The organism is Kineosporia sp. R_H_3, assembly GCF_002198675.1.
In the GTDB taxonomy this organism is placed as follows: Bacteria; Actinomycetota; Actinomycetes; order Actinomycetales; family Kineosporiaceae; genus R-H-3.
Window position 1 is genome coordinate 1 of sequence record NZ_MWLL01000245.1, and the last position, 2,963, is coordinate 2,963.

At 74.4% G+C, this 2,963-nt stretch carries 3 protein-coding genes; all 3 read right to left on the reverse strand.

Translation table 11 applies throughout. From position 1 onward, the window contains the following. Positions 1–138 precede the first annotated feature (138 nt). Positions 139–462: a thioredoxin gene (gene trxA, locus ECOMGDLI_RS30590; protein ID WP_088320604.1), complete on the reverse strand. Its 324-nt coding sequence runs from the start codon at positions 460–462 to the stop codon at positions 139–141. Between the two features lie 203 nt (positions 463–665). Further along, positions 666–1,694, reverse strand: a complete 1,029-nt coding sequence (trxB, locus tag ECOMGDLI_RS30595) for a thioredoxin-disulfide reductase (protein WP_233153692.1) — start codon at positions 1,692–1,694, stop codon at positions 666–668. Positions 1,695–1,872: 178 nt separating this feature from the next. Then, positions 1,873–2,963 (reverse strand): hypothetical protein (locus tag ECOMGDLI_RS35045; protein ID WP_198955329.1); only part of this gene is annotated, 1,091 nt, incomplete at its 5' end.

Genomic DNA, 2,963 nt, shown 5'->3' on the forward strand with positions numbered 1-2,963 from the left:
CGGCACCGTCCGCCCCGTCCGCCCGGTCGAGCATGGAGCGCAGGGCCACGACGAGCGGGCCCCGGTCCCCGCGGCGCAGAGGTGCGGCCGTGACCGCCTCCGCCTGTCCGAGCGTGCGTCCGGAAGTCACGCGGCCGGTCAGCCGATCCAGTCCGCGAGCTCGCGCAGCAGGATGACCTTCGGCTTGGCGCCGATGATCGACTTCACCATCTCGCCGTTCTGGTAGACGGCGATCGTCGGCAGCGCGGTGACGCCGTACTGCGCGGCGACCTTCGGGTTCTCGTCCGTGTTGATCTTCACGATGTCGATCTTCTCGGCGTACTCGCCGGCGATCTCGTCGAGGATCGGGGAGACCTGGCGGCACGGGCCGCACCACGGAGCCCAGAAGTCGACCACGACCGGCTTGGACGACTGGAGGACGTCGTTCGAGAACGTGTCGTCGGTGACGGTCTTGCTGCTCATGGGTGCTCCCTCTCCTCGTGGCGGCCGGGGCGTCGTGCCCCGGTGCCGGTGGTGCGCCGTGACTGTCGGTGGGGCGGTGCGACCTGGGGTCACCAGGTCTCCGCCGTCCGGGTGAGTGCCCGGACGATGCTGCCAGATCCCGGCCGCGGTGCGGCCCAGGCGGACCGGCCGGGTCGTGAATTCTCCTTGTGGACCAAGCCGTCTCAGGCGCTGACGGCGGCCGCGGTGACGGCCGCGGAGTGCGCGGCGCCCGCACGGTCGGCGTCGCTCTCGTCGGCCAGCGCCGCGAGGTAGCGCTCGGCGTCGAGGGCGGCGGCGCAGCCCGAGCCGGCCGCGGTGATGGCCTGCCGGTACTCGTGGTCGACGACGTCGCCGCAGGCGAAGACGCCGGGAACCGACGTCCGCGAGGTGCGGCCCTGGACGGCGACGTAGCCGGCCTCGTCGAGCGACACCTGGTCCTTGAACAGCTCGACCCGGGGGTCGTGGCCGATCGCGACGAACAGGCCCGTGACATCGAGCGTCGACACCTCGCCGGTCTTGAGGTTGCGCAGCGACAGGCCGCTGAGCTTCGCGTCGCCGAGGACGTCGACGACCTCGCTGTCCCAGCGGAACCTCAGCTTCGGGTCGTTGAACGCGCGCTCCTGCATGATCTTCGAGGCGCGCAGGCTGTCGCGCCGGTGCACGAGCGTCACCGACCGGGCGAACCGGGTGAGGAACGTCGCCTCCTCGATCGCGGAGTCACCGCCGCCGACGACGGCGATGTCCTGGTCGCGGAAGAAGAAGCCGTCGCAGGTCGCGCACCAGGAGACGCCGTGCCCGGAGAGCCGCTTCTCGTTCTCGAGGCCGAGCTCGCGGTACGCCGAGCCGGTCGCGAGGATGACGGCGCGGGCGCGGTGGGTGGTGATCCCGCCGTACTGCTCGTCGCCGGTGTCGACCTCCTTGACCTCGCCGTCGAGCCGGACGGCGACGACGTCCTCGGGCCGCAGGTCGGCGCCGAAGCGCTCGGCCTGGCCGCGGAGGTTCTCCATGAGCTCGGGGCCCTGGATCCCGGCCGGGAAGCCGGGGAAGTTCTCGACCTCGGTCGTGTTCATCAGGGCGCCACCGGCGGTGACCGAGCCCTCGAAGACGAGCGGCTTGAGGTCGGCCCGCGCAGCGTAGATCGCCGCGGTGTACCCGGCGGGGCCGGACCCGATGATGATGACGTCCCGGATCGTGCCGGCGTCGGTGCTCACGTCGTCTCCCTGCGGTGCTCGGCAGGCCCGGTCACCCGGGCGTACGGGCCGCCGCGTCCGCGGCGTCCGGTCATCGTCAACCGATCGTACGGGGCCGGTGTTCCCCCGGGCGCCGTGATCCCGGAGTGCGACCGGACACCTCGCGGCATACCCCCGGTCGTACCCCCGGTCGTACCGGTCAGGCCTTCGGGACGACGACGAAGTGCAGCGGGGCCTCGTCGCCGGAGCCGCAGTCGCGGGAGACCGCCCACACCTCGTAGCCGCCGTCCTCGCCGCGCAGGACGATGATCGCCGCCTCCCGGTTCTGGTACTGGGCGATGTCCACGGCGAGCGGGGTCTGGTCGCCGGCGTTGAGGGCGTCGAGGCAGCGGGCGAGCACGGCCGGCTGAGACAGCTGGGTCCCGTTCGCCGCCATCGAGGCCTCGACGCTCGGCCGGTTGCTGCTGGCGGCCTCCTTGGCGAGCTTCTCGGCGTCGTCGCCGAGGCCCTTCTCCGTGTAGTTGCGACCGCTCGCGAGCACGGGTGCGGACACCGGCGGCAGCGTCACCGGGGCGGCCTGGCCGCCGGAGCCGGCGTCCGAACCGCCGCCGATCGCCGTCCAGACGATGCCACCGAGGCCGACCGCGACGACGACACCGGCGGCGGCCGCGAGCAGCGGGGCGCGCTTGCCGAGGTCGACCTTGCGCAGCCGGGTCACGACGCCGTTCTCGGCGCGGCTGCTGTCGCGGACGTCGCGCCGGCTCGGGCCACCGGCCCGGCCGGGGCGACGCAGACCGGAGACCCGGCTGCCGCCGAGGGCGGGCAACGTGCTCGTCGTCTCGCCCGAGCGCTCGCCACCGGGCGCCGACGGGTTGAGGCCGGACGGGTTGAGGTCGCCGATGGGGCGGATGACCCGGGTGTACCCGCCGGTCTCGTCGCCGTCGTCGGCGCCACCCGCGGCGGGCCCGGTCTCGGGCGCCGCGGCCGGGGCGTCGTCGGGCGCGGCCCGGCGGGCCGTGGAGCCGGCCCGCAGGTCGAAGCTGTCCCAGGTCTCGGTGGCGTCCCAGGTCGGGTCGTGCGCAGGGACCTGCGGGGCGTGCTGGTCGCGGACCGTGCCCTCAGGGGCGGCCGCCGCCGCGGCGACGCCGTCCGGGTCGAGCGGGCTGCGGTCCCAGCCGTTCTGCCGGCCGGTCCACGGCGCCGCGGCCTCGCCCCACTCGGGGGCCGCCGTGACCTGCCAGTGCTGGTCCCACGGGGCGGCCTCGGGGGCGGGCACCGGGGCCCGCGGGA